The following is a 25,144-nucleotide window of genomic DNA, read 5'->3' on the forward strand; positions in this document are numbered from 1 at the left end:
TGTGAAAAGACCGTGACGGCCGTCGACATCTGCTCCTATCGTCAGACCATGACCGTCACCGCAAGGCGGGAGCTGGTGAGCCCCGCGACCCGCAACGCCTTCCGCTCTCTGGCCACGGACCTGACCATTCGGATCGTGGCCGACTTGTGGGAGGACCACGGGTTCGCACCCATTCCTCCGGATGAGCTGAAGTACCAGGACTCGGGCCAGCGACGGACCGAGTTCATGCTCTATGCGGAGGGTGTGGACTGGTCTGATCCGAACCAGGTGCGGCGCGTGCTCCTGGTCTTCGAGGACTTCATCCGCGCCTACCGGACCCCGGACGATCAAGGGACGCCGAAGTGGTTGGACGACATTAGGGTGCGCCTGGAGCGGGACGGCTTCGCGCTCGACGAGGAGGGAAGGATCTCCTGGTCCAACCCGCCGGTGCTCGTCCGTGATCTGAGCACTCTGAGCGACGCCTCGGGCATCACGATCGAGCTAGAGCGCATTCGGAGGGACCTGACCACGGATCCTCACGGGGCCATCGGCGCGGCAAAGCAGCTCATTGAGGCGACCGCGAAGACCGCCCTTGGCGAGCTGAACATCGAGGTCGACAAGAACGCAGCGCTCCCCGCGCTCATCAGCACGGTCCAGAAGGCGCTGAAGCTCGACGCCGGCTCGGCACCCGACGGACCTGATGGCAGCAAAGCCGTAAAGAAGATCCTTTCGGGGTCGGTGAACATCGCGGTCGGAGTCGCCGAGCTACGCAACCAGGGTTTCGGCAGCGGTCACGGTCAGGCAAGCGCGCCGTCGGGCCTTGGAGTGCGACATGCCCGCCTGACAGTCAACGCTGCCGTCACCTGGTGCGAGTTGATTCTCGACACTCTGGCGGACCCCACCGCACCGTGGCGCAAGACCCAGGTCTAATCGCTCCGACCAACGCACACAGGACCCTGCAGCGGATCGCGCGAACTTGCTTCCGCAATGCGCCTTGCAGTTGCGGCTCGGATGCGACGTCCCAGGCGTACGTCCGGCGCTGGGAGAATTCTGGGAGATGATCTTCCCCCGGAGACCAGCCGAGACCTCGCCGCACCATCTCAGACCGATGCCCTGACCTGCACTTTTACAAGATCCGCAGGTGTCGATCTTGCCCGAACCTCATTCGGGACGAAGAGGTCGTGGGTTCAAATCCCGCCACCCCGACAGAGAAGTACCAGGTCAGGGGCCTGATCCGCTTAGCGGGTCGGCCCCTGAGTGGTTCTCTGGGGCATCTTGGGAGCCGTTTGGGAGCCGCGTTCGAGATCCGCTCCCAAACGGCTCCCGATCTTCGAGGGCATCGGCACCGCAGCTCGTCTCAGAAACGACGGCGCATGGGGAGGCGACCCGCGCGACGACCGGCGATCTGATCTCGATTCGTACGGTCCGGCCCGCTCGGGCTAGTGCAGTTTCCTACCTGAAGGTCGCGCCAGCCCTGCGCATGCACCTCAGCGAGCGAAACAGCTGAATCATCCCGACACGCCACACTAAAATCCGGCAAAGCGACTCCATAACCCCCGGGGACACTTCAGACACCGGTGCATACGGCGTCGACTAGAACCACGACCGCCTGTGGAGAAAGTCCCCGATGACGATGACTACGCCCACGTCACATGACCGATGTGACTGCGTTGGTCGGCCGAAAGTGGCTCTTGGGTGCGACTGCGGTGTAGAGGACATCCTCCATGACCACCTACACAGGTCCCGTTATCTACGGCACCTGACGCTCACACTTTCGGACTCCGCTGGATCGGCTCCGGCCGCTCCCGTCCCGCGCGTGATAGTCCAGTTCTGGGACAACCCTGCACGGATCCCCACGGACGTGCTGGAGTGCATGGCGAGTTGGGCCGCGTTAGAAAGGCAGGGCTTTCGCCGAGAGGTATACGGAGACGAGTCCGCACGCTTGTTCATCGGAGCTGCATACGATGCTGCGCATGTGGCAGCCTTCGATGCCTGCCCGCACCCGGCGATGCGCAGCGACTACTTCCGGTTGTGCTACCTGGCCATCAATGGTGGTTTCTACATCGATGCGGATGACGCGTACCAAGGCGCCGACTGGAAGCCGCTCTTCCGGGACTCCCGGCTCCGGCTCCAGGCGCTGTGCTACGACACTGTGGCCGACTCCATGGTGGACCCGCCTCAATCGATGACAGACGACAGCGATGCAGACACGAGGATCCATTACGTCAATAACACACCGATCATCGCGCCAGCAGGTCATCCGGTCGTCCTCGCAGCGCTCAAGGCGAGCACAGTGGCGGTCCTCGGTCACCCGGGCGGGCCGGTCGATATCCAGTCGATGACGGGACCCGGCAACCTCACGATGGCGCTTGCGCGCTACGCCCTTTCGCGAGAACGGCTCGGCCAGCCGATCGACGTCGAGGTCCTCTGTAAATGGAACACCATCGCTGTGAGCCAGTGGCCGCTCAGCTACCGCAACGATGAGCGGAACTGGCGCCTATGGCGCCAGGACGGGTGACGAGCCAACGACTCCCGCCCACCCCTTCCTTCCACGAACGACAGCCGAGACCCCTGCCACGATGAACATCGCGTCCCTAACCAGCCTACGTCCCACGTTGCGCTCCCACGGCCTCTACCTGACCAGGCGATTCTTCGTTCGGCGGCGTTCCACCGCGTTCTCGTCGAGCGGTGACAACACGGCGATCCAACGCATCTACGTCATCAACCTCGACCGCGCCCAAGAGCGTTGGAGCAGGCTTAACCGTGATCTCAGCTGGCTCAGGGACATGGAGGGCCGCCCGCTTGACAGCATCACGAGACGATTCTCAGCGATCGATGCCCGCTATCTCCAAGGCCAGCCCTCAGCCGACCTCCTCAAGTCGACGTACACGTTGGCGGAGCAGCTCCTCGTCGATCCGCATCCCAAACTCGATGTCGACGACGCCACCCGCGCAACCCGGATTTCCATGACGCCGCAAGAGATCGCAGTGGCGCTCTCACACATCGAGGTGTGGAAGCTGATCGCCGCCGGCAACGTGCCTTACACCCTCGTGCTCGAGGACGACGCGTACGTCACGCGGACATGCATGTCCGTGCTGAGGTGTGTGTGGGACGAATTGCGATCAGGCGCAGGCGTCGATGATGCCGTCGACCTCCTCTATCTCTCATATCAAGAGACCGGTGTGGACGAGGTGCGGACCCACACCAAGTCGGCGCTCCGACAGCCCACCAGAGGGCTATGGCAGCTCTCCGGCTACGTACTCTCCCGTGCGGGAGCAGAGAAGCTCCTCAGTCTGCTACCAGCCCATGGGCCGATCGATCTGTGGATCAACCTGCAGTTCAGCCATCTCTCGGTACGAATGACAGACCGGCCCGTCATCGAGCAACGCCCTGGGATTACCTCAAGCAACTCCTACTCTGTCCTGCCGATCCTGGCGAAGGTGGGTGCGATTCAACGTGATGCTCCTCGGCTTGCCCGCCGCCAGCCCACGAGCGGACCGATCGTAGTGGTCGGCGCACCCGGAACAGGACTGTCCACGGTGGCCAAGGCGCTGTCGGTCCTAGGGTTCCGCTGCATCAGCGACCTCACCGACCTGCCCCCAAACGAGCTCGGTGCACTCCTTCGCGGTGGCCGACACCGGGTGTTCGATGCCTACGTGAATATCGGGTCGCTGGGGCCGGACGAAATCCAGCGCATTGCGGCCAAGTCTCCGATGCGCCTCATCACTACGACAGGGCAAACGAGCGTGACGGTGCCCTTCGAGTTCCGGGATACGACGGGCGAGGGTCTCATGGTTCCGCGGCATCGCCGTCTCATGCTTCCGGTCGACGATCCAGACCCATGGGAACGGCTCGCTCGGTTCCTCGGGTGCGACTACCCAACCCACCCCTGGCCCCGCCAGCCGGATTTGGGGCAGCGGCGCATCGCGGTCGGAACTCACCCGAGCGTGGACGTGACGCTTTCCGGGCGGCGCTTGACCTGGGATAAATCCCCCTGGGTTATTGAGCGCACAGGGTGGTCGGGCATCGCGCTCGAGTCTTCCCTCCCTCAAGTGGACGGCAGTGAGGTTGGGAATGGGGGCGCTACAGATGGCGACGAAAAGCCCCTGGCGTGGCGTGCGGACACGCCGCTGGATGGCGGCGACTGGTACCTCCGAGACGACACCTTCCCAAGCAACAGAGCCCTCTTTCGACCCGGTAATGTCACGCAGCAGCACGGCAGTACTGCATCGCTCACGCTCCGCCGAGAAGCGAGCAAGGTCCGCGATCTCACTGGTGCCGCCGTGGCCAGTGGCCGCTCCTTCACGTACGGCACTTTTGGGACTGACCTCCGCGTTCCGTCTGGCTCGGGCCTAGTCACAGGTCTGTTCCTCCATCGCAACGGCCCTCGTCAGGAGATCGACATCGAGTTCCTCGGCCGGGATACCACCCGCATGCTCGTGAACGTCTTCTACAACCCAGGGGCCACGGACACGAAGCTGGAGTACGGGTATCGGGGCACACCCGTCCTCATCGACCTCGGCTTCGACGCCTCCAAGGCGTTCCACCACTACGAGATCGAGTGGCGTCCGGAATGCATTCGCTGGCATGTCGACGGGATCACCGTGCATGAACGTCTGCTGTGGGGGCCAACACCCATCCCGAACCAACCGATGGAGTTCAACGTGAACCTCTGGAGCAGCGAGTCAGCCGAGTTCGCGGGCCCTCTCGATGAGCGCGCATTGCCTGCAGTGCTTGAGGTTGCGTCGCTGGAAGTCCACGGCTAACGGGGCACAACGGAATGGATCTCCGGGCCCGCTCCTCAGCAGTCCCAATGAAATGAACCGAGGCGCCCGCCCATGTAGCCCCAACACGACGTCTGGCCGCACCAGACGGACACGGCAACGTATCCCACTTCCTCGAGACCGTTCAGCGCAGTGCCGCACGCCCCTGTAGAAGCGCGTCAAGGACCTTCACCGGAGAGCCGGAGCTCATTGCCAGTCGGGCGTCGAGCGCTGACTCCCACTGCTCGGTCAGACCACGTACCAAGCGCTTGCGCATGCCGGGGGTGACATGGGCGTAGCGCGCCGAGACGGAGCCGTCGATGTGACCCATGCGCTGGTCCATGAGGACCTTCTCGGTGCCAAGGTCTTCCATCACGGTTCGGTGGGTGTGGCGGAGGCCGTGGGGTGTGAGGCCCTTGGCGATCGGGAGCCAGCAGGCGTCGGCCCGGCCGCTGGCACCGCGTCCTCGCGCCGGGACGCCGGGCCACGGCTCGCCGAGCAGAGGCACGGGGCGAGCCTCCTGCGGTGCCTTCTTCGGGTACCAGCCGGAGACCGCCGGAGTGAACAGCCAAGTGGCGAAGCCGTTTCGGCGCCAGTGGGCTGCGTGCTGCGGCACCGCGCCGCCGCGCACGAACCCCAGGTCTGCGATGGCCTGTTCCACCCTGACCCGCTTGGCTTCGGTGACGCGGTCGGGGTGGTTGAGGACGTTGGACACCGTGCCGGTGGAGACTTCGGCTCGGCGTGCGACGTCGACGAGCTTTGCGCCGTGGTGGCCGCCCGTGCGGGCCGCGCCCTGGCCCCGGAAGACGTAGGTCTTGCCGTGACACGCGCAGGGTTTCGGCTTCGTGCGGGCGACGTGGTTGGCGACCAGGGCCGACACCCAGTCCATCACGTCGATGGTGCGGTAGCTGTCGTCCTTGGGTGGGCAGCGAACCAGCTCGCCGGTGTCGAGTTCGTACAGCTGCCATTCGACGCGGACGGCCCCGGGGCGGGCGAACTCCGTCTCCAGGCCGACGATTTCGCCCCAGCGCATGCCGGTGTAGCCCTTGAGGACGACGGCGACGAACTCGTCGTCGCGGCCGGAGAGCAGGGCGGCTCGTTCCGCGGTCAGCAGGATGCCGAGCGGGTCGGTGACGACCTTCTCCGGGCCGCGGTCGCGGGAGCGTCCGGCGCGCTTGCCGCGTCCGCGCCGTCTGGCGGCCGGGTTCGAGGTGATCAGACCCTCATCGATCGCGTCCTCGAAGATCAGGTGGAGCGTCGAGCGCCAGGTCTTGACGCTGGAAGCCGCGTAGGCGGCCTTCTCCTTCTTCTCCCACAGGTCGACGTCCGTGCGCAGGATGCCGGCGAGCGCCTTGTCCTCGAAGTCAGGGAGGAGGTGCTCCTCGATGTGACGCTTGTAGTTCTGCATGGTCGAGGCGGCCAGGTCCTGGGCCTCGTACCAGCGGTTCGCGTACTCGCCGAAGGTCTCCTGGCCGAGTGCCGGGTCGCGCCAGTCGCCGCGCCGGTACTTGTTCTCGGCCTCGCTCGCGGCACGCTGGGCCTCGCCCTTGGTGGCGAACCGGATCGCCTTGCCGTTGTCGTCGACCACCGTGAGGTGCTTGCCGGGCGCGGTCTTGTACCGGCCGCGCCAGTAGTTTCCGCGCTTCTCCGCGAAACCCAACTTCCGTCTTCCTCCCCTGCTCTCGGCTTGTGACTGGGCGCGGGCGCGCTACGCGACGGTCTCGTACTGGCTACGGCGCGGCGGTCGAGCCCGCAGACGCCCTGGCGTCGGGGCAGTAGTCGGCTCAGGAGGCCGGGCGGCACGAATTCGTGCCGCCGGAGGGCTTGTCGCTGCCCGACTCGCCGGCGCGCTGCTGACGGATCGCTTCGGGCGCTCTTCGTGGAGGCGGACGATCTCGGCGAGGTGCGCGGCGGTGAAGCGGTAGGCGCGGCCGACGCGGGCGTGCGGGATGAGTCCGCGTCGGGCCCGGTCCTTGACCCACCAGGCGGAGCAGCCGAGGGCTTCGGCGATTGCTTCGGGGCGGTAGAGACGAGGCAAGGGGGCTCCGCCCTCGGTGCCGGGAAGGCGTCGTACGAGGGCAGGGGGTATGTCGGAGTGGTGCAAGAAGGGCGGGTCCTTACTGGGTGGGGGCGTGCTCGGTCAGCGGTGCTGAGCGCTCCTCGTCACGTGGCGGTCGGCCCCTGCAGCAGCACGAGAGGCGAGACCAGGAGGGCTTCGGCGATCGCCACAAGGTCGTCGGCATCGCATCGGCGTTGGGCGCGTTCGATGCGGGACAGCATGGTGTTGGACATCGGATGGCCGAAAGCGGTCACGCGGTCGGCCAACTGGCGTTGTGACAGGCCGCGTTCGGTTCGGAGCATTTCGATGGTGCGGGCCGCCTGCATTCCTGCGGGTCCGACTTCCAGTGGGCGTGGGGGCATTGCTCCAATTGAAAGGCCCATTCGCCGGTTTGGGTAACCGGCGATCGTGGTCTATGTTGCGCTCGCGTCGTTCGCCGAGATGCGGTTCCAGGGAGTCGGGAAGATGCACGGAAGAGCGCGCCGATCACGGGTCTGACGTGCGGTGTTGTGTTGTAGCTTCCTCGCTTGCGGCTCGTCAACGGCTTGCCGATGTGATGCTTCTGGCTCGGCGGTCCGGGCAACTATTTGGTCAACGGCCAATCGTGCCTTACGGTTTTCCTCCCGCCCGCCACCGAGCCCCATTTCTCGCAGCCCTTCTGCCGTGAGAGATTGCGCCGGATAGGGCTGGACTTGCGCGACTGGGGTGTGGCTATGTTGACGACACCCCGGAAACGCAATCGCTTCCCGGCGCGCGTCCGCGCCAACACCCCCTCGAATCCCGCCCCGACCGACGGTGAGCCGTGATGTCCACGCACAGGCCACCGAGTGAGGACCGCCCCGCTCTTGGCACGAATCCGCACCATCAAGCCCGAAGCCTTCGTCTCCGAGTCCCTGGCCGTCGTCTCCCTGACCGCCGAGCGCACCTTCCTCGGTCTACTCACCCAGGCCGACGACCAGGGCCGCCACCGCGACCACGCCGCGATCATCGCCGGGCAGTTGTGGGTGCTGCGCCCGGAGCACACCTCGTCCGATGTCGAGACGGACCTCGCCCAGCTCGCCGACGCGGGACTGATCTGCCGCTACAAGGGGCCGGATCACAAGCGGTACCTGCACGTCGTGACCTGGCACCAGCATCAGAAGATCAACCGGCCGAGCAAGAGCCGCCTCCCGAGCTGCCTGATTCACGACGCTTCGGTCGCGTCGGCTCCTGCCGTGGGCGCCGGTGTCACGGAGTACTCGCTGCCGCCTCACGCAGTCCTCACTGAGGGCTCCGGCGAGGTACGTGAGTCCGCGCTGAATCCGGGGCTTGAGAGCGAAGTCGCAGGTCAAGAGGGCTTCACGGAGTCCTCCGCGAGGGATCAGGGAGCGCTCGGTGAGGCAGCAGTGACGTCTCACGGTCCGGATCTAGGACCTAGGACCGTGGATCTAGGAGATATCCCTTCGGGGGGCGCAAGCGCCCACGCGCCCGACACCGTCTCGGCCAAGCAGCTCCTCGGCGAGTACATCGCCGCGTGCAACCACCGCCCGCCAGATGCCTTCCTGAACCATCTCGGCAAACAGGTGCGCAAGCTGCTCGACGAGGGCATCGCTCCCGCCCATCTCCGGGCCGCCCTCGAACGCCATCGGGTCAAGGGCCTGTCCCCGGGCGTCCTGCCCAGCCTGGTCCACGAGGTCATGAACGCCGCATCCTCTGCCCCGCCCGCCGCCCACCGGGCGTGGACGAACCCCACCGACGTCGTCGCCGCCTACGGAGATGAGCTCTGACCGCCACCCTCACCCGCGCACCCCAGCCCGTCGGCGCGATCACCGACCGGCTCAACACGATCCTCGCCAACCGCGGCATCGACCCCACCACCGCTGCCGCACACGCGCCGGCGCCCGAGACGGTCACCGCCCTGGAACTCGCCGACGCCTGCATCCCCGCCCGCTACCGCCGTGCCCTGGCCGACCACCCCCAGATCACCGCTTGGGCCGACCAGATCGCCCGCGCCGGACGCCCCGGCCCGACCGGACCCGGCATCGCCGAGGGACCGTCGCTGCTGATCGCCGGCCCCACCGGCACCGGCAAGACCCACCAGGCATACGGCGCCGTCCGCGCCCTCCTCACCCGAGGCGTCCGCCTGCGCTGGGAGGCCATCACCTCCGCCGACCTCCACGCGCGGCTCCGCCCCCGCGCCGGCCACGACGGCGAACGGGAACTGCAGACACTGGCCCGCTGCCCCCTGCTGCTCCTGGATGACCTCGGCGCAGCCAAGACCAGCGAATGGACCGAGGAGCTCACCTATCGGCTCATCAACCACCGGTACGAGCACATGCTCCCCACCCTCATCACCACCAACCTCCCCACCGCCGAGTTCCGCACCGCCCTCGGCGACCGCGTCGCCTCTCGCCTCGCCGAGATGACCGAGCGGGTCATCCTCACCGGCCCCGACCGCCGCCGCACCGCGCCCACCGCCTGAACGGCGCGCGCTCCCTCCTCACCACCCCGCCCGTCCGCGCTTCCGCATGCCCTCGAACGCGCGGACCCCTTGGAGAGCCTCTGCATGACACCTGGCACCACCACACTCATCAACGCCAACGACCTCGGCATGCCCGCCTTGCCGCACTGGCTCCCAGCGCCTGCAGCCATGGCCGCCCTGTTCGTCGTCGCGCTGTCCGCCGCATGGTCCCTGCAGCGGTACCTACGGAAGCGGAGCGCTGGACAGCGCCGTAGCACCGCCGCGATCCCGGTCGCCGCCATCGCCGCGATCGGCTGCACCGCCTACAGCGCGGACACAAGCTGGCGCTTCGCCGCCGACTACCTCGACATGGGCAGCACCATCGAGCGCGCCGCGATGTTTGCCGCCGCCGAGCTGGCTCTGTTCGCCACCGCGCTGATGGCCAGGACGAACCTCAACGGCCCCAAGCAGGCGCCCGGGGTGCCCGGCACTCTCACCTGGGTGATCACCGGCGTGCAGATCGTGCCCGCCTACGCCGAGTCAGGGCTGGTCGGCGGAACCGTGCGGGCCTTCGTCGGCCCGGTCCTGGCGGCCGTGCTGTGGCACCTGGCCATGGGCATCGAACTGCGCAACCACAGCCCGCAAGCCGACTCCCGCAGCCTCACCGCCGTCATCGCCCGACAGGCACGCGAACGGCTGCTGGCCCGCCTGGGAATCGCCGACCGGAATGCGGACGCCGCCCGGATCATCCGCGAGCGCGCCCTCGACCAGGCCGTCACCCTGATCCTCCGGGCAGAGACCATGACACCCGACAAGCGCACCAAGTGGCGAGGCCGGCGCCTCACCCGCCGCCTGCACCAAGCCCTGGAGCAAGCCGACGTCGACCGCGACGAACGCCAGGACGAGCTGCTGCTGCGCAAGCTCGCCACCCGCCAACAGGTCACTGCCCTGGCCTCCAAGCCATTCCCCCCGCGCTGGCCCGACACCGCCGCGCGTACGAGGGGCGACTCCGCGACGGCCCACCCGCGGGCCACGGCAAGAGAGCGGGCAGGAATTTCGGGCCGCCCGCCCTCCAAGGTCGCGGGCGATGACTCCGCCGACCGGGCAGCCCGTCCCCAGCTCGAAAACCGCCCGCGACAGCCCGTCCACACCACCGTCGGCCCGGAACGAGAACCGGGTGATGAACTGCCGGGCAGCGACCAAAGCCCAGCCTGGCGGGCGGAGTCGAAGCGCCCGGGCTCCAAACCGCGCGCGACACGGGACCTCCTCCACAAGTACGCCCGTGACCTCTACCGCGAGCACGGACGTCTCTCCCGTGACCTGCTGGAGGAAGCCGTACGCAAGGACGGCTACAGCGTGGCCAGCGACACCGCCGGCGAGGTGGTCCGCACCGTCAAGGCCGAGCTGCCGACGGCGCCCGTCGGCCACCCGCACTGAGACCACCCCCAACGCCCAAGGAAAACCACTCAATGCACGACTCGCACAACGAACTCCCCACTCCCCAGGAAGAGATGATCACCGGCCTCGACAGCGCAGCAAGCAATGGCGATGGACCGTCCATAGGCCGGTCCATCGCGGACCCCTCCGCCCCGGGGGTGGCGGAGGAGCAGCTCCGGCACGAGGGCGTGCCGGAACAGGAGCGAGTGGTCGCCGGCGAGCAGCCGCGCGATCACTCCGTTGGGGCCACGCAGCGTGCGCCGTACCGCCGCGCGAACCTCGATGCGCAGCGCTCCGAGCACGTCACCGCGCGCTTCGCGCCGCACGAGAAGCACGACATCCAGTCGTCGGCGAAGACCGCTCACGTGACCATGGCCCGCTACATTGCCGACGCCACCATGGCCCGCGTCCGCGGTGAAATCACCGTTGCTGCGGAGCGCACGGTCTACGACGATGCGGTCGACGAGCTCGCCGCTATGCGGGCGCAGATCGCCCGGATCGGCAACAATGTCAACCAGATCGCCCGCCGCCTCAATGCGGACGGCGATCCACACCCTGTGGACGCCGCGATCCTCCACCGGGCGGACCGCTTGCTCACCACCGCCCATGACACGGTCCGGGCGATCGACGACGCCGCCTTCCGGGCAGCCGGGCAGAAGTGGGCGGTCTGAGGTGATCGCGAACATCGTCAAGCCGGGCAACCACACCTACGGCGTGCTGGCCTACCTCTTCGACAAAGGCCGCGCCAACGAACACACCGACCAGCACATCGTCGCCTCCTGGGACGACTTCGTCCCCGACCCCGGCCCCTGGGACAGCCCTGGCCACAAGCAAAGGCTCGGCCAGCTCACCCAGGCCCTGGATCTGCGTGTCAAGCAAGCTGGCGACAAGGCACCTGAGGGACACGTGTGGCACTGCTCGATCCGCGCCGCGCCCGAGGACCGCATCCTCACCGACGCCGAGTGGGCCACCATCGCCCGGCGCATAGTGCACGCGACCGGCATCGCACCCGATGGCGATCCGGACGGCTGCCGCTGGGTTGCTGTGCGTCACGCGGAGGACCACATCCACATCGTCGCCACCAAGGTGCGCGGTGATCTGCGCCCGCCGCGGAACTGGAACGACTACCACCACGCCATGAACGAACTCACAGCCGTCGAGGAGGACTTCGGCCTCACCCGGGTTGCACGCGGCCCTGAAGCTGCTGCCGGCAGCTCGGCGGCGAAGCGCTCCACCCGGGCCGAGGAGGAGAAGGCCAAGCGCCTGGGCCACGACAAGATCGCGCGTGAGCGGCTGCGGCACACCGTGCGTACCGCGCTGTCCCACGCGAAGGATTTGGATGAGTTCTTCAACCTGCTCGCCGATGCCGGCCTTCAGGTCGAGACCCGCACACTGCCCTCAGGTGACCTTCAGGGCTACAAGGTAGCCCTGCCCGACGCCGGCACGCCCATGTGGTTCTCCGGCTCCAACCTCGCCACCGACCTGTCCCTCCCCCAGATCCAACAGCGCTTGGCCGCCACCGAGGCACAGCCCACCGCAACCCCGTCAGCCCGCCAGTACCGCTCCAACTCGTGGCACGTGGCCACCGCTGCCGCCGAACGCATCCCCCACCACCTCGCCCACGCCAATGACCAGGCCGTCCAAGCCCACCTGACCGTCTTCGGCGAAGTCCTCTACGCGCTCCCTGCCCATGCTCCTGTCCGACTCCAGGCCGAACTCCAACGTGCGGCTGCCGCCTTCGAACACGCCGCCCACACCCGCGCCCGCGCCGACCACCAGCACGCCCGCGCACTGCGGGGCGCGCTGAAGGCCATGCGCTACCAGCCCGCGGACCACACCGGGCTGACCATGCTCTTGGACGCCGCCATCCTCGTCGTCCTTGCAGTCCAGCGCCACAGCGCACTGCACCACCACGACCGGCAGGTGGCCGCCGCCCGTCAGACGCTCACCCACCTGCAAGCCGCCTACGACCAGATAGCCCCCACCAGCCTCGCCGCACTCGCCAGGCGCCATCCCTCCGACAACACGGTGCACCGGTACGCCCGCACCCTGTACGAGGTCCTGCCCCGCCACACCGAACAGATCCTCACCGAAAACGCCTGGCCCGCCCTAACCGCCACCCTCGCTGCCGCCGAAGCCGCTGGCCACAACCCGGCCACCGTCCTCCAACAGGCAGCCCAGCAGCGGCCCTTGGACGACGCCAAGTCAGCATCCGAAGTCCTCGTCTGGCGCATCCAGCGCCTCGGCGACCGGCACGCACCCGGCCCCGGCGCACGAACCGCGCAGGCCCGCCGCCTTCGCACTCAGACCGCCACACTGACCGATTCCGGGCTCCCGGCCGCGTACACGCCGCCCACGTCCCACCCCGGACGGTCCCGCTGAGCTGGAGCCCCTGGCCTGGGCTACGAGGAACGACACCGCGCGCAGCCACGGACCGATACGAAGCGACGGATCGTAGCTGTACATCCCCGGTTACCGAAACCGGGGATTCTCCGGACCCTATGTGTTGCCCAACCGCCCCACCCCTCAACAAGGAGCACCCGCATCCCCCTCATCGAACCCCGCCGACACGTCGTCGCTCAGCTGTGCGGCGCGTACTTCAAGTACCACGCCGGCACCAAGACCTGGTCCCACCACGATGGAGGCCCCTTCACCAAGGCGGAACAGGCCGCCGCCCTCGCGCCCACCATCAACGAGGTCAAAGAGGCGAAGAAGCAGATAGACCGGTACCACGAGTACCTGCAGACCTGGCTCGAAGCCCCCGAGGTCCTGGACCGCTTCCTCGCCCCCTTCCTGGAGCAGCTCGACGAGCAGTCCTTCGGCAAGGCCATCGACATCATGAACAAGAACGAGCGGTTGAAGCTCCAGCGGCTGGTCAACGCGGCGGCCGAACCTGTCCGTCCGTTCACCCCGCACACCTTCTGACAAACGGCGGCACCGACCGCATCCTCAGATGAGGAAGGGGGCCGGTGACCGGGAAGACATCCCGGTCACCGGCCCCCTTCACGTCCCCCGAAATCACCGTGTGCGCCGCACTTTGCCAACAGCCTTCGCCAGGTGCGCGTCGACAAGGCCCGGCGAGCCGGCAACGACCACGACCACCGTTCCGGTGCGGACGGCCGTCTGCTTGACGATGCTGCTACGCCCACCAGAAGAGAAGGTCAGCAACTGACTCCACTGTTCGTCGCCCAACTGGGCGGCGAGCGCCTTCTGAGCCGTGACCGTGACGGAGGTGCTGCCGCCGAGAACCTGGTACGTGGGGCAGGAGTTCATAGCCTCGAATATCCGGGCCACGCCCTTCGAGAGCCTGGTCTCGGTGTCGCTGTACAGCTCCTCGGACACCTGGGAACCGCCGTCACCGACGTAGGTGAAGGACACCTTCGCGCTGTGGGAGAAGTCGAGGCTGCCACCGACCGCAGCCTTGCCATCGAGCTCCTCCAGCGTCGGACAGCCGATCACGGAGACGTCATCGTGCCGCTCCGCACGCTGCGGCTGCCGGACATAGCTCTCACCCAGATCCCTCTCGTCCAGGAGCCGCTCCGCCAGCGCGGATGAGGACAGTGGAGCGGACACCGAGGCACTCTCGCCCTCTGAGCGCGCCGAGACGGCCGTCGAGGGAGTGGGGCCAACGGACTCAGCACCGCCGGTCGAACAGCCTGTCAGGGCGAGGGCTGTGAGGCTGAGGACGGTCGTGGTGTGAAGGTGCATGCGAACCCCTTGGTGATCTGCGGAGCGGACAGGTTGACCAGGCCGGCCCTCCGAGCGCCGACAGGGAAACGGGGCCAAGTAGATTCCGGGGTTCAGTAGCCGAGGTGGCGCAGCCCGTCCTCAAGGGTGGGGTGCCAGCGGTCGGCCGGACCGGAGTGGCGGTTGTACCAGGCCGCATCCAGGCCCAGCTCCCTCGTCTCATGGCCGGCACGGCACCGCAGCCACACCGAGTCATCGCGCATGCAGAGGACAACCCAGTTCCGGTACGCGCCGCACTCGGGACACTCGCGTACCTCACCGTCAATGACGAGCGGCTGGTCCCAGCGCATCATGAAGCCAGCGACGTCCTGTCGGGACGGCGCCCGAAAGTACGGTGGCAGGAAGTCGCGCGCCACCGCGGCCTCGGTGGCGTCCTGGGCGGTAGCTGCGACGGAGCCGAGCACATCGGGCCAAGGCGTTTCGGTGTGCATCTGCAGCAGCGCTTGACTCGCACGCTGGGCATCACGGAACTCACGGTCGGCACGAGCACGTCGCCGGAATATTCGGAACATACGAGCCTCCTTCTCTGCCATCTGGCGAGTTCGGGGAACGGTCCGCTTAGGGAGAAACGGCGGTCGGCGAGGAGCGGCACAACAGGCACTCCCAGGGCGTGGGGCGTCAGCTGCGACGGACGACCATGAGCCGCCCCTCGGCGTCCTTGGGCAGGGTTCGGCGGGACACGAGCGCCGGCGAGCCCAGGGAGGAGGCGAAGGCGGCGACCAGGTCATGGGGGACGCTGGCGCTGAAGCTGGCGCACCACAGATACGGGGCGCCGAGAACGGGTTCCGCCCGCGCCTGCCACCCCATCAAGTCAGGGCGCGGGTCCGCGTCCTGGACAAGCGGCGGCTGCAGCCCCAGGGAGACGGTGGCGGAGAACCCGGGGTCCATTGCGGTGGTGTGGGGGCTGTCCAGGTCACGGACCCAGCCTTGGGCACCGAGCGCGTCCAGGACCGTCTCGGGCCCTTCGAAGCCGATGTCGGGTGCCTCGCGGGCATCGATCGCCACAAGGAGGTCGGCGAGCACCTCGTACGGGATACCCGCGGTGAAGTAGGCGTTCCACTCCGTCATGGCGGAGTCGGCATGCGGGCGAGCGCTCAGGTGCCAGGCCACGGGCAGCCCGCCCAGTTCGAACGGGTAGGAAGCAAGGATCCACTCGGCACCGCACAGCTCGTCCGGGCTCACGTACAACAAGGTGTTACGGGAGGTGGGCCACACGCGCCAGCCGAGGCCGGTCAAGGTGGTGCCGATCTGCTCGGCGAGAGCACTGTCGTCACCGGCCAAGTGGCGCGGGGTGACCCAGTACAACGGCTCCTGCGAGTCGGGGCTGAGGGAGTCGCTGGGGTGGTGCGGGTACAGGGGCGCCTCCGTGGGTCTGGGAGTGGGTGTTCTAGCGGGGCGTTGTACGTTGACATGGCTTGCGGCCGTGCACCAGTCCTTTCCGGGGTTTTCCTGTCTGCCCCGGGCGAACTGGTGTCCTTGGACAGCGAAGTTAGTCGAAGGCGGCCCTCTGATCTGCGGCGACTGGATTGAATGTCAAAGACGCCGCGGTCACGTTCGTGTGCGTGGGAGCAGACTCTCAAGCTCGTCATGAACCTGGCGGCATTGGTCCACGCCGCAAGGCGTCAAACCGAGCGCCGCCGCTTCGGACTCGAACTGCGTGTCGAACGAGTCAGGATGTCGACCGATACCGGAGACGCGGCCGCAGGTGATGCTGTAGTGGTAGATCCTGAGGGTGGCGCCGGGGGCGGTCCGGGTCCAGACAACGGGGTCGATGGTTATCTTGGATATCAGGTCGACCGGGAGTACGACGCGAAAAAGGCATTGATCGGTTCAATGATGCTCGTGCGTCGAACCGTGTCGGAAAGCATCGCTTCATCGACAAGCTTTGGGACGTCCTGGGCGTCGCTTGTTGCCAGGATCAGCCAGCGCAACAGGGTCTGCGACGCGACTTCGCGAAGGTCGCCGAGGGAGACACGGCCTGCCAAGTCGTCGCCGTGTACGTACTTCGAGCGTTCTGTATAGGCGTCCTTGACAAGCTCGGCGACTTTCTGACGCTGTTCGTCGGCTTGCCAGAGGGTGGCAGCTCGGTAGGCGACCTTGCGACTCAGGTCAAGGTTGTCCTCATCAGCGAGAAGTGCCTCCATGGCGATGACATATTGCAGGAGCACCTCCTCGGCTTCGTCTTCGGGGACTTGCTTGGTCATGACACCGCCGTAGGTGCGGTGCGTTGCCCGGACAAGATGCTTGGAAGCTCTGGTCAACCGTCGCGCACGCTTCTTGCCCGATTTACCGCTACCAGCGAGCACCTCCTCCAGACGGTTGTTGACCGTTTGGCAGAAGGCTGCGAACCTCTCAAGTTCAAGCTCCCCAACGCGATACGAGCCGGATTCGAACTCATCGCGATCGAAGTCCTTCCCGGCGTCCTCGTCGTATTCATAGGTGTTCACGACGATGGGCTCCCCGTAGTCCAGGCGGACGCGGCGCCCACGCTCGACTTTGTAGAGAGCCTGCACCCGGGTGAGTTCTGGTGACCAGAGGAGAAGGGGTAGCAACGGTTTCCAGTGGAGCAACTCTTCGCGCGACCGCATATCCCATTGCAGCTCCATCCCCCATTGAGCCAACAGGCGCTCAAGATTCACGCGGTGCAGGAAGGGGGCTCCCGCCAAGGACTGGACGGGGAAGCTCCGGTTGGGCAACGATGCTTGTGCGGCAGCCAGCGGCTGCAGCCGATTGAGCTCGTCTGCGGTGAATGTCTGCAGGATGTACTCGCCGATAGGGACTTGGGTCGCCGCCGGGAAGTTGGCCTCAAGGAGAAGCCAATCCTCCGAGACAGGCTTCGGACCGGTGCAGAACCGGGCGAAATCTGCGGCCAGCTCATCGAGAGAGACAACCGCGCCTGTATCGATTGCACGGACAGCCGATGCGAGGCCACTGACGTCCAGTAGCACCGCATCATTGATGATCGGTGAACTCTCGCGTTTCTCCTCTGGCCAAAAGTACAGGTCGTCCCGAATGTCAGAAGGCACGGCGGCAGCGACGGCGTCACGTACTGGTTCCCAGGCTTCTTGCTCCGCCAAGATCTCCCAAAGGAAGTCTGACTCATCAGACGGGAGCCTGTTTTGCGACAAATGCCTCAACCAGTCAAGTGTGGCTTCTCGGATCTCTCTGGCCTTTACCATGACGTCACGCTAGCGCTACGGCCACCGCCAGTTCCTAGATTTATCCCGGCCGGAGCCTATCGCCGAGGTCGGTCATCCAGAGTGAGGCAGACCTGGACGAAGCACCATCCCGCCAGCTTCAAGCGTCCCCGGGGCTCATCCTCACGTGTTGCTGTCTCTCACCGACACGATCAAGAAGCTGCTGTGCCGAGTCCGCGTAGCGGATGGCGGTCTTCTCGTCGATGCCAAAGACGAGGGCAAGATGAAGCGGGTCGGCGCCGTGGGTGAGGGCCTCTTCAAGCTGTCGGTCGACGCGGAGACGTTCAAGGGTGGCGGTGACATCGCGGGCAGCCCGGGTGGTCCAGAGCCTGCCCCCCGGGCCGAGCTCGACGGCGGTCTTCTGGGTAATCAGCCGGTGAGGGTTGGCCGTGTTCGGCCAACGGCTGCGCCGGTAGTCGAGCCAGTCCAGGACAGCACGGCGGGTGAGGTCGTCGAGCGGGCGGGCGTAGCCGCCGACGGTGATGCGCCGGCTGCCGAGATCCAGGTCGTCCAGTTGCATGGCGCGGATCGTCTTCGGCCGTGCCGCGTGGACCGCGGCCAGGGCGACGATGAGCCGGAGGTCCGGGCTGGTGGCAGCGGCGGTCACCTCGTCAATGGCCGCCTGGCCGAGAGCCTGGATGACGCCGCCGGTCGGTCGGGGAACGCGGATGTGGGTCGTGGGGTTGCGGAAGATCCGGCCGTTCTTTTTCGCGTGCCGGAACAGCGACGGCAGCGCGACGATCCGGTTGTCACGTTGTTTGCCGGTGACGGCGTACCGGGCGGCGATGATGTCTTCCCCAGCGCGCACCTCACACGACTAGGTTCGCTATCAAAACGCCTCGATTGGATGACAACGGACAACTGGAAAGAAGGTGGACGCATTTACCCTCGTACGCGGGGGTGGATCACCCTCACTCTGCGTGTGCACGGGAGGGTCAGACGGCATGACGATGAGCGAACAAACCGCTTTTGACTCCCCAGCGGCAGAGAGCATTCTGCGTAGAGCTTGCATCCTGGTGCGGCTGGACCCCGACGGCGTAGAAATGCTGCGACTCGGTGACTATGCGGTGTTCCGCATCGACGGCGGACGGGTCGTCTCTCGCGTCGGCCGCCACGCGAATTGTCCACCGTCCGCGCACCGCTGAAGAAGTCGAGAAGCTGCGGTCGAGCGGCTCACGGCGGGATTGGGTGCCGCTCTAGGCGACTCATGTGCCTCCGGCTGCAGGCCCGTGGTTTTCTGATTGCCGCCGCCAACGCACGCTCCGTATCATGCTGGGCAACGCGTTGACGGAGACCGAGTAATCACAGATCACGCGAGCAGAGAGAGCCGCTGGAAGCTGGGAAGGCGGTCTCGCGTCCCGTGGTGAAGACCCTCCTGAGCGCGGGGAGAAACGACCCCGTCTGGTGGTCCAATGCCCCGCCGGCCGGCCCCCGTCACTGGGCCTGAACGAGGTCGCCACCATGGCGGCGAAAGTGCGGTGGTACCGCGAGTTGCCCTTCTCGCCCGCACTTCCAAGGGATCATGACGACGTCCTTCGGAGGACCGAATGATCCACAGCCGCATACACGTCTCCGACCTGCGAGAACACGTTGGCCGTACCGTTTCCGTCTGCGGATGGGTGAACACGCTCCGCCTGCAGCGCCAAATGCAGTTCGCCATCGTGCGCGACCACACCGGCATGGTGCAGGTGACCCACAAGCGCGACAACGGGCCGCTGGAGGCCCAACTCGAAGCTCTCACCCCCGAGACCGCTGTAAAGATCACAGGGCGCGTCGTCGACGCAGCCCAGGTCAAGCTCGGTGGCCTCGAAATCGTCCCCGAGGCTGTCGAGGTACTGAACCCGGCCGCGACACCGCTGCCCATCGACGAGCACACGGGGCTGGAGCAGAGAATGGACTGGCGCTTCCTGGACGTGCGCCGCCGTCCTGCCACCCAGTTGTTGTTCGCCGTGCAGACCACCCTGGAACAGGGCATGCGCGAGTACGCCTACGCGCAGGGCGCCACCGAGATGCACACCCCCAAGCTCATGGGCACCGCCTCGGAGTCCGGCGCGGAGGTCTTCGAGGTCGGCTACTTCGGCCGCAGCGCCTACCTGGCGCAGTCGCCGCAGTTCTACAAGCAGATGGCGATCGCGGCCGGCATCGACAAGGTCTTCGAGATCGGGCCGGTCTTCCGTGCCGAGCCGTCATTCACCTCGCGGCACGCCACCGAGTTCACGGGCATCGATGTGGAGTTGGCCTGGGTCGACGGAGTCGAGGATGTGATGGCGTTTCAGGAGCAGATGCTCGCCCGTGCGATCGCCAAGGTCGCCGACGCGCACGGTGAGGCGATCGCCGAGCACTTCGGCGTCGAGGTCACCGTGCCCACGACGCCCTTCCCGCGCATCGCAATGGCCGAGGCACATGAGATTCTGCGCGCGAGTGGCTGGGACCCGGTAGGGGGCAAAGAAGACCTGGACCCGGAGGGTGAGCGGGGCCTTTCGACCCACATCAAGGAGGCCACCGGGCACGAGTTCGTGTTCATCACGCACTACCCGGTCGGCATCCGGCCCTTTTACCACATGCGGGCTGTCGCCGACCCGAGCGTGACCCTGAGCTTCGATCTGCTCTGGAAGGGCTTGGAGGTCACCACCGGCGCGCAGCGCGAGCACCGGTACGACGTGCTGCTGAAGCAGGCCGCCGAGAAGGGCATGAGCCCTGAGCCGATGCAGGACTACTTGAACGCGTTCCGGTACGGATGCCCGCCCCACGGTGGCCTCGGCATGGGTCTCGGGCGGGTGCTGATGGTGATGCTCGGTCTGGACTCCATCCGCCAAGCCAGCTTCCTCTTCCGCGGGCCGAACCGGCTCACCCCATAGCCAGCCGCACGGACAATCTGGGCTTGAGCAGTTTCCAGCTTCTCCTCCCAACAGAACCGGTCCGCCCCGCCCCCGGCCTTCGGACGGTGGGGCTCGGACGAACCGATCAGGGCGCCCATCCCGCGTAGCCGCTCCAAGCTCAGGCCGTACGCAGGATGGGCGGCCTGGGCAGAGTTCAGATACGGCAGGACGGCGGTGGGGACCCGACAGTCAGGTTCTGGAGTGGCTGGCGCCTACCGCCCGTACCTCGGCAGCGGGCACCTCTAACCGCACCACTGCTACGGTCGCGTCCATGGCGCTTTCGGTCTCCACGGGTCAGGCTGTCGACCTACGTGTACAGCCGGTTGACGAGGTTCTTGATCGCGTCGAGCGGTCTCTCCAAGTGGGGCTACTCCCGGACACGATGGTGCGCAAGCGTCGATCCGTGGGGGCCAGAACAGACCGCGGCACCTGGGTACGGATCGAGCGGCGCCTGCTCGACAAGATCTCCGGCCAGGGCTGGAACGGGACTGAAAGTGCCGCCCGTCTGAAGGGCATCGCCCAGCCCGAATGGCACGGATGTGTGGTCTGGCGGGCCACGGATGGGCCGGTGATGTGGCGAGCCGACGAGACCGAGCTCCTGCCAGGGGCTCCTGTCGGAAGCGCCATCTTGAGTGAAGCCCCGGAGCTGCCGGATGACTGGTGGGAGGCGTTGAACGCGTCGTTGGACGCGCTGGCGGCCCAGAGCACGAGGCGGATCGCCACGCCGGACACCGACACCATCACCCAGGCCCTGGTCACCGAGTCCGTCCGAGGCGTTTTCTCCGACGATTTCGATACGGCCATTGAACAGTGGGCGCCAGCCCACGCGGACCTGAACTGGGCCAACATGACCGCTCCGGCGTTCAGTCTCTTCGACTGGGAGGACTGGGGTAACGCGCCGCTGGGGCTGGACTCGGCCTCGCTGTGGGCGAGTTCCCTTGCCGTCCCGGCTCTGGCCGATCGCGTATGGCACGAGCGCCGGTCCGACTTCGAGAGCCGGGACGGCAAGTTGATGACGTTGTTCGCCTGCTCGAAGATCCTCGGGCCGTACGCGCACCCAGAAGACCCTCGGCTGGAACCCGCCCGGCGCATGGCCGAACAGGTCATCAAGGAGCTTCAGACCGGCTGATCGCGTGAACGGTCTCGCAGGAGACTCCGGTACTCCTGGACCATTCGTTCCTCGACCTCGCCGACCAGGGCGCCGACGAGTTCGCCCAGATGGGCGGGCTCATCAGTGCCCACAGCCACAGTGCCAACCCTCGGCAGGTGATAGGCGGCTATGAACGCCGCCTGCACGCACGAGAGTTGACGTCTGTCACCGAGGAAGACGCGGGGGTCGATCTTGGCCCACACCGAGTCGCTGGTACTGCCGCCGAAGGGGCTCATGCCCCATACCTCGCTGGGGTCCAGGTCCCACGCCTTGATGAGGGCGTCCGCGGCATCCAGCGTTCTGACTCCGACGAGTAGGCCGGCGCGGACCATGAGGGTCGCTGGCCTCGGTACGGTCGGGCCGATCAGTCCGACCAGGGATGATGGATCCCAGGACGCGATGCCCCAGGCGGCACACAGGCCCTTGCCCGTAGCGTCATCGAGGGCAGCGCACGCTTCTACCAGTGCCTCCTGGCCATGCGGGCCAGCCTTGCGGAGCGAGTGTTCCGGGTTGTGCAGGAACACCAGATCCGGCTCCTGCCCCAGGTCCCCAGCCGCTTGTTCCACGGCCGCGTGCAGCCGTACGGGGTCCAGGGAATGCTCCGCCCCGCCCGGTCCCGGAAAGTAGCCCACCTTCGTGGAGACGGTGAACTTCGGCAGCAGATCTCCGGCCGTCTGCGCCAGGATCTGATGCGAACGGAAGCCGAGGTAGTTGGTACTGGTGTCGAGTGCTGTGACACCGAGGTCGAGCGCCCCGGTCAGGAGCCGGCGTTCGTGACGAGACCGGTGTAGCCCGAGAACAACTCGGGGGTCAGCACCGCGCACAGCTCCTCCTTCACCAGGATCTCAGCGACCTCCGTAACGTCGGTTCCGACGACGGCCACGGCCTGTTCCAGCTCAACTGGCTTGCCGCTGAGCAGCAGACGAAGTGCGGGCAGGGCCTTGGCCGCGAGGGTGAGCTTCTTCCCCGAGGCCACGATGTCGACGGTCTCTCCGTGCTCCTGAATCTGGGGCGGGAAATGGGTGGTGCACACCACGGCGTAGAGCGGCCCGAATATGTCGAGGAATGGCACGTGCCGAGGCAGTGCCGTCGCCTGCTCGTATGCGTCAAAGAAGTCGGCGGGCGGGCGCTCGCTGATCAACTGGGCGGCGGCCTCGGTCAGGGCGTCGGTGCCGGTTCCGTGCCAGCGGTCGAGGTCGTGGCGGAAGATCTCGCGCTCGCGGCACCAGTCGGCCAGCCACGCGAGCCAGCTCGCCCCCGTGCGCTTGGTGATGCCGAACGTGACGTGAAGGCTCTTGCCGGAGCCGCTGCCGGTCCGTGTCGCCTGGTGCCAGTGGCCCCGCGGAATGTGCATGACGTCGCCGGCCCGCATCAGACCGGACCAGATGATCTCGTCGCTCGGGGTGTTGTTGGGGTCGGCGTCCCGGTACATCGGGACCGCGCGGGAGGTCGCGCGCACCTCCCACTCCTTCTCACCCGCGAGCTGAACGATGACGACATCGTGGTCGTCCCAGTGCAGGGGGAAGCCGGAGGCGTCGTTCGTCGTCAGATACGCGTTGACCTGGACTCGCTCACGGGACCACCACTGCAAGGCCCGGCAGGCGACCTCCATCGTCGGATCGAAGACGTTGGCCTGGTCCATGATCACTGTCGCGCCTTCGCCCAGGAGCCTGCCCAGGCTGCGCATGTTGACCATGGAGATGCTCTGGCCGCGGGGGCTGACGCTGTCGGTGTAGTAGATGGCCGGATGGACCTCCTCGCCCTTCTGGAAGCACCGGAACTGCGGGCGGTTCAGACTCCGACGCATCGCGACGTCGAGCAGGCGGTTCGGGGTCATGATGCGGGAGACGAGTGCGGGGTCGTCCATGCTCCCGCGTACGAAGTCCTTGCCCAGCTTCTCGGCTCCACTCCAGCCGAGCGCTGCCTCGATGGCATTGATCAATCGATGTTCCATCGTGCGTCCTCCATCGGTTCGACCACTGATTCGGACACAGCGAGGGCCGGCACAGCCGAGCGCGCCGGCCCTCACCGCTTGCTGCCTACTCGCTGTCGTGCAGGTTGCCGTCGCCACCCGGCCACGGCGCGTCACCGGAACTACCCTGGTTGTCCGACCGGAGGCTGTCGTACCGGTCATGGACGGCGGTCAGTTCTTGCACCGCCACCAGGAGGCCGCTCCGGGCCGGAGGCGGTGTCGTGGGCTCTGCCACCTCGTACTCCTTCCTCTTCGCTTCTCCCGCCAGGGCTCCGACGGGAGGTCGATGGCCGCTCCACGGCCGTGGGAGACGTGAGTTGCCGTGGGGCGGCGGTCATTGGGCGCGCGATGAGCGGCAGTCCGGCGCCGGCCGGACAGGGCGGGTCAGCGGTGATTCGGAAGACCGTCTGCGTCCTCGCGCATGTTGATCTCCAGAACGCGCTGGTCCAGTTCGTACAGACAGGCACGGCAGGCGTAGAGGGCCGCGTGCATGCCGCTCGACCGGACGGGCCCGATCCACGTCACCTCGACGTCGTCACGTCCGCACCACAGCCAGCACTCGCCGCGCGCCTGCCATTCGTGGCGATCCCATAGCGCGTAATCAGTCGGCTCCCTGGTGACGGGGTCGATGTCGCGGCGGGTGGGCCGGAAGACCACGTCAGGATCAGGAAGCGGATTCGCTCGTAAAGCGTGCCGTCCCATCATGCGACCGCCAGAGTGAGCGGCTCAGGCTCGGCTACCACGCCGCGTTTCGGCCGTAGCGCGAATAGCCTGCGCAGAACGGCTACTCGAATAGCAGGCGCCGCCTTGGGAAGCGCGATCTCCGCCCATACGCGTTTCCCCTGGCCGGCGGGCTCCCAGGCATACCGCGAAGCGAGAAGCTCCATCAGTTCCAGGCCGCGCCCGCTCTCGTCGTCAGCCTGTGCACAACTCACCTGCGGAGCAGCGGGATTGTCATCGAGGACGTCAATCACCAGGCGGCCGGGCCGGTGATACAGCGCGACGGTGACGGGCCCCTCCCCATGGACCACGGCGTTGGTGATTAGTTCGGAGGCGACAAGACGAATCGCGTCAGCCGTGTCGTCGTTCAACGGCACACCCCACGCACGCACCTTGTCGACGACCTTGCGCCGGGCGAGGGACACTTCCCTCTCCTCTCCCGCGAGGACGAACCGATGGAAGAGCGTGGGCATGGCTGACGCCTCCGAGGAGTTGGAGAGCGGCTCCGTCCCCGACGGGGAAACAGGGGCGGAGCCGCCGATCTGAGTACCGGTCCCGGAGTGGACGCCCTGCGTGGGCTCCGTGGACGGCTGATACTCAGTCAACGGCTCTAGCCAGCAAGGCGGAACGTTTCTAGGGGGTTCCTCATGGGGACGCCCTCCCCGTAAGCGGACACGCGAAGTAGCCTCCCCACTACACCGCGAGGGGATGACGGGAGTGTTGACGTGCCTGGTGAGCCGTTGGCGGTCCACCCGCTGAGCTTCCTTCTCCACACGCGCGGATGGGGCAAGGCCGAGTTCG

The 25,144-nt window shown here is 66.8% G+C and carries 24 protein-coding genes and 1 pseudogene; 10 read left to right on the forward strand and 15 right to left on the reverse strand.

Translation table 11 applies throughout. The features are described from left to right. The first annotated feature begins 48 nt into the window (after window positions 1–48). The 3 genes from KCH87_RS44470 (at window position 49) to KCH87_RS44480 (ending at window position 4,745) form a co-directional block, all read left to right on the forward strand. Entirely contained in the window at window positions 49–909 is an 861-nt protein-coding gene (locus KCH87_RS44470; RefSeq protein WP_210593668.1) for an abortive infection family protein, read from the forward strand. Between the two features lie 1,045 nt (window positions 910–1,954). Next, window positions 1,955–2,497, forward strand: a complete 543-nt coding sequence (locus KCH87_RS44475) for a hypothetical protein (RefSeq protein ID WP_210593669.1) — start codon at window positions 1,955–1,957, stop codon at window positions 2,495–2,497. Window positions 2,498–2,558: 61 nt separating this feature from the next. Next, a complete protein-coding gene (locus tag KCH87_RS44480; protein ID WP_210593670.1) occupies window positions 2,559–4,745 on the forward strand; it encodes a family 16 glycosylhydrolase in 2,187 nt (728 codons plus the stop codon). Window positions 4,746–4,887: 142 nt separating this feature from the next. Here the strand turns inward: KCH87_RS44480 and KCH87_RS44485 are convergent, their stop codons facing one another. The 3 genes from KCH87_RS44485 to KCH87_RS44495 all read right to left on the reverse strand — a co-directional run bounded on the left by KCH87_RS44485 (window position 4,888) and on the right by KCH87_RS44495 (window position 7,163). After that, window positions 4,888–6,402 carry a LacI family DNA-binding transcriptional regulator gene (locus KCH87_RS44485; protein ID WP_210593671.1) on the reverse strand — a complete coding sequence of 505 codons (1,515 nt, stop codon included), beginning with the start codon at window positions 6,400–6,402 and terminating at the stop codon, window positions 4,888–4,890. A 48-nt stretch (window positions 6,403–6,450) separates the two neighbouring features. Beyond that, window positions 6,451–6,831, reverse strand: coding sequence for a helix-turn-helix domain-containing protein (locus tag KCH87_RS44490; RefSeq protein ID WP_210593692.1), 381 nt, complete (start codon window positions 6,829–6,831; stop codon window positions 6,451–6,453). 74 nt (window positions 6,832–6,905) lie between these two features. After that, entirely contained in the window at window positions 6,906–7,163 is a 258-nt protein-coding gene (locus KCH87_RS44495; RefSeq protein ID WP_145488100.1) for a helix-turn-helix domain-containing protein, read from the reverse strand. Between the two features lie 483 nt (window positions 7,164–7,646). Between KCH87_RS44495 and KCH87_RS44500 the strand changes: the two genes are divergently transcribed. The 5 genes from KCH87_RS44500 to KCH87_RS44520 all read left to right on the forward strand — a co-directional run bounded on the left by KCH87_RS44500 (window position 7,647) and on the right by KCH87_RS44520 (window position 13,060). Next, window positions 7,647–8,567 (forward strand): hypothetical protein, encoded by a 921-nt coding sequence (locus KCH87_RS44500; RefSeq protein WP_210593672.1) that lies wholly within the window; start codon window positions 7,647–7,649, stop codon window positions 8,565–8,567. Next, window positions 8,564–9,262: an ATP-binding protein gene (locus KCH87_RS44505; RefSeq protein ID WP_210593693.1), complete on the forward strand. Its 699-nt coding sequence runs from the start codon at window positions 8,564–8,566 to the stop codon at window positions 9,260–9,262. Before KCH87_RS44500 ends, KCH87_RS44505 begins: the two co-directional genes overlap by 4 nt. An 84-nt stretch (window positions 9,263–9,346) precedes the next feature. Continuing rightward, window positions 9,347–10,678 (forward strand): hypothetical protein, encoded by a 1,332-nt coding sequence (locus KCH87_RS44510; protein WP_210593673.1) that lies wholly within the window; start codon window positions 9,347–9,349, stop codon window positions 10,676–10,678. A gap of 32 nt (window positions 10,679–10,710) precedes the next feature. Then, a complete protein-coding gene (locus tag KCH87_RS44515) occupies window positions 10,711–11,349 on the forward strand; it encodes a MobC family plasmid mobilization relaxosome protein (RefSeq protein ID WP_210593674.1) in 639 nt (212 codons plus the stop codon). Window position 11,350: 1 nt separating this feature from the next. Further along, the gene (locus KCH87_RS44520; protein ID WP_210593675.1) at window positions 11,351–13,060 is read left to right on the forward strand and encodes a mobilization protein; all 1,710 of its coding nucleotides are present in this window, start codon (window positions 11,351–11,353) and stop codon (window positions 13,058–13,060) included. A 144-nt stretch (window positions 13,061–13,204) separates the two neighbouring features. On the opposite strand, the gene KCH87_RS44525 is transcribed toward KCH87_RS44520, so the two are convergent. The 6 genes from KCH87_RS44525 to KCH87_RS44550 form a co-directional block, all read right to left on the reverse strand. Next, a complete protein-coding gene (locus KCH87_RS44525) occupies window positions 13,205–13,606 on the reverse strand; it encodes a hypothetical protein (protein WP_210593676.1) in 402 nt (133 codons plus the stop codon). Between the two features lie 90 nt (window positions 13,607–13,696). Further along, a complete protein-coding gene (locus KCH87_RS44530; protein ID WP_308299066.1) occupies window positions 13,697–14,251 on the reverse strand; it encodes a hypothetical protein in 555 nt (184 codons plus the stop codon). A gap of 227 nt (window positions 14,252–14,478) precedes the next feature. Further along, entirely contained in the window at window positions 14,479–14,937 is a 459-nt protein-coding gene (locus KCH87_RS44535; RefSeq protein ID WP_210593678.1) for a hypothetical protein, read from the reverse strand. Between the two features lie 106 nt (window positions 14,938–15,043). Then, complete coding sequence (locus tag KCH87_RS44540; RefSeq protein WP_210593679.1) at window positions 15,044–15,730, reverse strand: DUF317 domain-containing protein; 687 nt, start codon at window positions 15,728–15,730, stop codon at window positions 15,044–15,046. 482 nt (window positions 15,731–16,212) lie between these two features. Beyond that, a complete protein-coding gene (locus tag KCH87_RS44545) occupies window positions 16,213–17,604 on the reverse strand; it encodes a HEPN domain-containing protein (RefSeq protein WP_210593680.1) in 1,392 nt (463 codons plus the stop codon). Window positions 17,605–17,722: 118 nt separating this feature from the next. After that, window positions 17,723–18,430, reverse strand: a complete 708-nt coding sequence (locus KCH87_RS44550) for a hypothetical protein (RefSeq protein WP_210593681.1) — start codon at window positions 18,428–18,430, stop codon at window positions 17,723–17,725. A gap of 739 nt (window positions 18,431–19,169) precedes the next feature. On the opposite strand from KCH87_RS44550, the gene aspS reads away from it, so the two are divergent. After that, window positions 19,170–20,480 (forward strand): aspartate--tRNA(Asn) ligase, encoded by a 1,311-nt coding sequence (gene aspS / locus KCH87_RS44555; protein WP_210593682.1) that lies wholly within the window; start codon window positions 19,170–19,172, stop codon window positions 20,478–20,480. Here the strand turns inward: aspS and KCH87_RS49755 are convergent. Beyond that, window positions 20,470–20,695, reverse strand: a pseudogene (locus KCH87_RS49755) (flavoprotein); the annotation flags it as partial. The gene aspS and the pseudogene KCH87_RS49755 overlap by 11 nt on opposite strands. A gap of 77 nt (window positions 20,696–20,772) precedes the next feature. Between KCH87_RS49755 and KCH87_RS44560 the strand changes: the two are divergent. Continuing rightward, on the forward strand, window positions 20,773–21,630 hold the full coding sequence (locus KCH87_RS44560; RefSeq protein WP_210593683.1) for a hypothetical protein: 858 nt from the start codon (window positions 20,773–20,775) through the stop codon (window positions 21,628–21,630). On the opposite strand, the gene KCH87_RS44565 is transcribed toward KCH87_RS44560, so the two are convergent. From KCH87_RS44565 to KCH87_RS49765, 5 genes are all read right to left on the reverse strand, one after another. Then, window positions 21,618–22,475 (reverse strand): aldo/keto reductase, encoded by an 858-nt coding sequence (locus KCH87_RS44565; protein ID WP_210593684.1) that lies wholly within the window; start codon window positions 22,473–22,475, stop codon window positions 21,618–21,620. The genes KCH87_RS44560 and KCH87_RS44565 overlap by 13 nt on opposite strands. Then, complete coding sequence (locus KCH87_RS44570) at window positions 22,409–23,605, reverse strand: JmjC domain-containing protein (RefSeq protein WP_210593685.1); 1,197 nt, start codon at window positions 23,603–23,605, stop codon at window positions 22,409–22,411. Before KCH87_RS44570 ends, KCH87_RS44565 begins: the two co-directional genes overlap by 67 nt. Before the next feature lie 85 nt (window positions 23,606–23,690). Further along, complete coding sequence (locus tag KCH87_RS44575; RefSeq protein WP_167307964.1) at window positions 23,691–23,858, reverse strand: hypothetical protein; 168 nt, start codon at window positions 23,856–23,858, stop codon at window positions 23,691–23,693. Between the two features lie 149 nt (window positions 23,859–24,007). Then, window positions 24,008–24,280: a hypothetical protein gene (locus tag KCH87_RS49760; protein WP_308299067.1), complete on the reverse strand. Its 273-nt coding sequence runs from the start codon at window positions 24,278–24,280 to the stop codon at window positions 24,008–24,010. Between the two features lie 44 nt (window positions 24,281–24,324). After that, window positions 24,325–24,816 carry an ATP-binding protein gene (locus KCH87_RS49765; RefSeq protein ID WP_247197737.1) on the reverse strand — a complete coding sequence of 164 codons (492 nt, stop codon included), beginning with the start codon at window positions 24,814–24,816 and terminating at the stop codon, window positions 24,325–24,327. Window positions 24,817–25,144: the final 328 nt, after the last annotated feature.

The organism is Streptomyces sp. GESEQ-35, from assembly GCF_017948485.1.
In the GTDB taxonomy this organism is placed as follows: domain Bacteria; phylum Actinomycetota; class Actinomycetes; order Streptomycetales; family Streptomycetaceae; genus Streptomyces.

What these genes read in the sequence shown, in the direction of transcription:
- KCH87_RS44470 (WP_210593668.1), top strand. Translation starts at nt 49, where the DNA reads ATGACCGTCACCGCAAGGCGGGAGCTGGTGAGCCCCGCGACCCGCAAC.
- KCH87_RS44480 (WP_210593670.1), top strand. Translation starts at nt 2,559, where the DNA reads ATGAACATCGCGTCCCTAACCAGCCTACGTCCCACGTTGCGCTCCCAC.
- KCH87_RS44495 (WP_145488100.1), bottom strand. Translation starts at nt 7,163, where the DNA reads ATGCCCCCACGCCCACTGGAAGTCGGACCCGCAGGAATGCAGGCGGCC.
- KCH87_RS44510 (WP_210593673.1), top strand. Translation starts at nt 9,347, where the DNA reads ATGACACCTGGCACCACCACACTCATCAACGCCAACGACCTCGGCATG.
- KCH87_RS44515 (WP_210593674.1), top strand. Translation starts at nt 10,711, where the DNA reads ATGCACGACTCGCACAACGAACTCCCCACTCCCCAGGAAGAGATGATC.
- KCH87_RS44535 (WP_210593678.1), bottom strand. Translation starts at nt 14,937, where the DNA reads ATGTTCCGAATATTCCGGCGACGTGCTCGTGCCGACCGTGAGTTCCGT.
- KCH87_RS44545 (WP_210593680.1), bottom strand. Translation starts at nt 17,604, where the DNA reads ATGGTAAAGGCCAGAGAGATCCGAGAAGCCACACTTGACTGGTTGAGG.
- aspS (WP_210593682.1), top strand. Translation starts at nt 19,170, where the DNA reads ATGATCCACAGCCGCATACACGTCTCCGACCTGCGAGAACACGTTGGC.
- KCH87_RS44560 (WP_210593683.1), top strand. Translation starts at nt 20,773, where the DNA reads ATGGCGCTTTCGGTCTCCACGGGTCAGGCTGTCGACCTACGTGTACAG.
- KCH87_RS44570 (WP_210593685.1), bottom strand. Translation starts at nt 23,605, where the DNA reads ATGGAACATCGATTGATCAATGCCATCGAGGCAGCGCTCGGCTGGAGT.
- KCH87_RS49765 (WP_247197737.1), bottom strand. Translation starts at nt 24,816, where the DNA reads ATGCCCACGCTCTTCCATCGGTTCGTCCTCGCGGGAGAGGAGAGGGAA.